This window comes from Streptomyces spiramenti, assembly GCF_012034385.1.
Taxonomy (GTDB): domain Bacteria; phylum Actinomycetota; class Actinomycetes; order Streptomycetales; family Streptomycetaceae; genus Streptomyces; species Streptomyces spiramenti.
The window spans coordinates 1-3,058 of sequence record NZ_JAAVJB010000376.1 but is presented as its reverse complement, the minus strand read 5'-3'; the positions used below and the strand labels follow the sequence as shown (position 1 = coordinate 3,058).

Genomic DNA, 3,058 nt, shown 5'->3' with positions numbered 1-3,058 from the left:
GTCCCCGCCGCCGTGCCGCCGCTCAGCACCGGCCCCAGCGCGAGCGACCCGCACGCCCCCAGCATCAGCCCCGCCGCAGCTCCCCGACTGCGACCGGCGCCCAGCCGCTGCGGCAGCCCCCGCACCCCCGCGGCGGCGTCCTCCGCGAGGTCCGGCAGCACGTTGAGGAAGTGCGCCGCGCACCCCAGCAGGGCGCCGCCCGCGACCAGCCACAGCGGCGGAGCCGGCGCGCCCGGCAGGGCGAGCACGACGAACGCCGGCAGCGACCCGAACGACACCGCGTAGCAGGCGGGCGACCAGGCACGCGACTTGCCGCCGAGGTCGTAGGCCCAGGCCGACCCCAGCGCCACCAGGTGCGCGGCGGCGGCCGGCCAGCCGGCGAGCGAGGTCAGCACCACCGAGACCCCGCCCGCCGCCACCACCGCCCGGCGGACGGCGACCGGGGTCAGCTCGCCACGGGCCAGCGGCTTGTCCCCCCGGCCCGCGGCGCGGTCCCGGTCGAGATCGACCAGGTCGTTCAACCAGCCGACGGACAACTGACCGGTGAGGACGGCCGCCGTCAACAGCAGTACACCACCCGCCCCGTGTCCCCAGGCGACGGTGAGCAGGGCGGTGACCACCGTGACCGCCAGCACCGGCAAGGGGTGGCACGCGCGGCACCAGGACGTTACGGACCCGACGTTCTGTCGCATGTCGGGCAAGTGTGCCAGCCTGGCCGCATGGTCATCCTCAGGGAAAACTCCGATGTGCCGCTCCGGCCCAACGACCCGGCCCTGTACGAGCGACTGGCGGACGAGTGGTGGTCGCCGCGAGGCAAGTTCGCCATGCTGCACTGGCTGGCCGCCGCGCGCGCCGAACTGGTGCCGCCCGCGACGAGAGAGGGCGCCGTCCTGGTGGACCTCGGCTGCGGCGGCGGGCTGATGGCACCCCATCTGCGGGGCAAGGGCTACCACCACGTCGGCGTCGACACCTCGCCCAGCGCGGTGCGCCAGGCCGCCGCCCACGGCGTCCACGCGGTGCGGGGCGACGTCACCGCCGTCCCGCTGCGCGACGGCTGCGCGGACGTGGTGGCCGCCGGCGAGATCCTGGAACACGTCGAGGACCTGCCGCGCGCCGTGGCGGAGTCCTGCCGCCTGCTGCGCCCCGACGGCCTGCTCGTGCTGGACACCCTGGCGGACACCGCGGTGTGCCGGGTGCTCGCCATCGGCGTCGCCGAGCGGGTGCCGGGGATGGCGCCCCGCGGGGTCCACGACGCGAGACTGCTGGTGGACCGCGCCGAGTTGGCGCGCGAGTGCGCCCGCCACGGGGTGCGGCTCCAGGTCCGGGGCGTGCGCCCCTCCCTGCGGGGCGTCGCGGGTTGGCTGGCGCGGCGCCGGGAGTCGGTGCCGATGGTCCCGATCTCCTCCACAGCCGTGCTGTTCCAGGGCAGGGGCCGCCGCACCGGCGGGGATTCCGCGGACGTGCCGCGGGCAGCAGTGGAACCGGGCCACGCGGGTCCGGCAGCGGCGGAGGACTGACGTATGACGGCACAGCGGATCGACAGCGGCGCCGACCCGGCGCTCCGCGGTGAGCGCCCGGAGGCGGCGGCCCCGCCACCGGGCGCGGCCCCCCGCCGGGTGGTCGTCCCGGACGGCGCGCCCACCCCGGCCGAGGCGCTCGACACCGCCCACGAGCTGGCGCCGCGTTTCGCCGCTCGGGCCGCCGGCCACGATGCCGAGGGGACGTTCCCCACCGAGGACTTCGCCGACCTGCGCGCCGCCGGACTGCTCGGGCTGCTGGTGCCCCGGCGCCTCGGCGGCAGCGGCGCCTCGTTCGCCGAGTACGCGGCCGTGGCCGAGGCCGTCGCCACCGGTGCCGGCGCGACGGCGCTCGTGTACAACATGCACGCCTCCGTCACCGGAGCCCTCGCCCACACCCCCGACGCGCTGCTCCACGAACTCGGAGTCGGAGAGGAGGTGTTCGCCGCCCGCGACCGGGCGCTGACCGCCGCCGCGGGCGGTGCCCTGTACGGGGTCGCGATGAGCGAACGCGGCGCCGGCTCCCGGCTGTCGCGCATCACCACGGCCTACCGGCGCGTCGGGGACGGCTTCCGGCTCACGGGGGCGAAGACGTTCGTCTCCGGTGCCGGGCACGCGGACGCCTACCTCGTCGCCGCCCGCGAACGGACCGACGGGCCGGGCGCCGACGAGCCGGGCACCCCGCAGCCCTCGGCGGACGACGCGGCGCCGGCCCGGGTCTCCTACTTCCTGGTCCCGGCCGGCGAGGGGGTGCGCGTCGAACCGACCTGGGACTCCCTCGGGATGCGCGCCACCGGCAGCCACGACCTCCACCTGGACGTCCGGCTGCCGGCCGACGCGCTCCTCGGCGGCATCGACGGGCTGGCGGTGCTGCTCGCCCAGGTCATGCCGCAGTGGCTGGTCGCCTCCTACGCGGCGGTCTACGTCGGCGTTGCGCGGTCCGCGCTGGCGGCGGCGGCCGAGCACGCCACCGGACGCGGCCTGGACACGCTCCCGCTGGTGCGGGCGCGGCTCGGCCGGGCGGACGCGGCGACCGCCGCAGCCGGGCTGGTCGTCGCCGAGGCCGCCCGCCGGGTGAGTGAGGCCCCGGGGGAGCCCGGGACCAACCGCTGGGTGTGGCGCGCCAAGCTGGTCGCCGGCGACACCGCCGCCGAGGTGGCCTCCTCCGCGCTGGAGGCCGCGGGCACCTCCGCCACCCGGCGGGGCCACCCGCTGGAGCGCATCTACCGGGACGCCCGCTGCGGGGCGTTGCAACCCGCGACCTCGGACGTGTGCGCCGACTGGCTCGGCGTGGCCGCGCTCGGCGGCGACCCCGAGAACGCCGCGGGGCCGAGCCGATGGTGACCGTGCGGGCGGCCGACCCGAACGCCCCCGCCGCCGGGCCCGCGGCGGCCACTCTGCCCGGCTCGCCGGCGCCCGCCCCGCAGCCGCCACCGCTCCTACGACGCGGCGATCCACCGCACCGGCATCCCGGCGGACGTGACCTACAACTTCGCCTGCTCCGGGGCCGCCACCACCAACATCCGCTCCGACGGGACCCC

3 protein-coding genes are annotated in these 3,058 nt (G+C 77.8%); 2 read left to right on the top strand and 1 reads right to left on the bottom strand.

The genetic code is table 11. The features are described 5' to 3' along the window. The coding region (locus tag HCJ92_RS23355; protein ID WP_209311512.1) for a UbiA family prenyltransferase at positions 1–635 on the bottom strand (635 nt) is incomplete at its 3' end. A gap of 84 nt (positions 636–719) precedes the next feature. Here HCJ92_RS23355 and HCJ92_RS23350 point away from each other — a divergent pair. Together HCJ92_RS23350 and HCJ92_RS23345 are read left to right on the top strand one after the other, a co-directional pair. Further along, positions 720–1,517 (top strand): class I SAM-dependent methyltransferase, encoded by a 798-nt coding sequence (locus HCJ92_RS23350; protein WP_167935597.1) that lies wholly within the window; start codon positions 720–722, stop codon positions 1,515–1,517. 3 nt (positions 1,518–1,520) lie between these two features. Further along, positions 1,521–2,861, top strand: a complete 1,341-nt coding sequence (locus HCJ92_RS23345) for an acyl-CoA dehydrogenase family protein (protein WP_167935596.1) — start codon at positions 1,521–1,523, stop codon at positions 2,859–2,861. Positions 2,862–3,058: the final 197 nt, after the last annotated feature.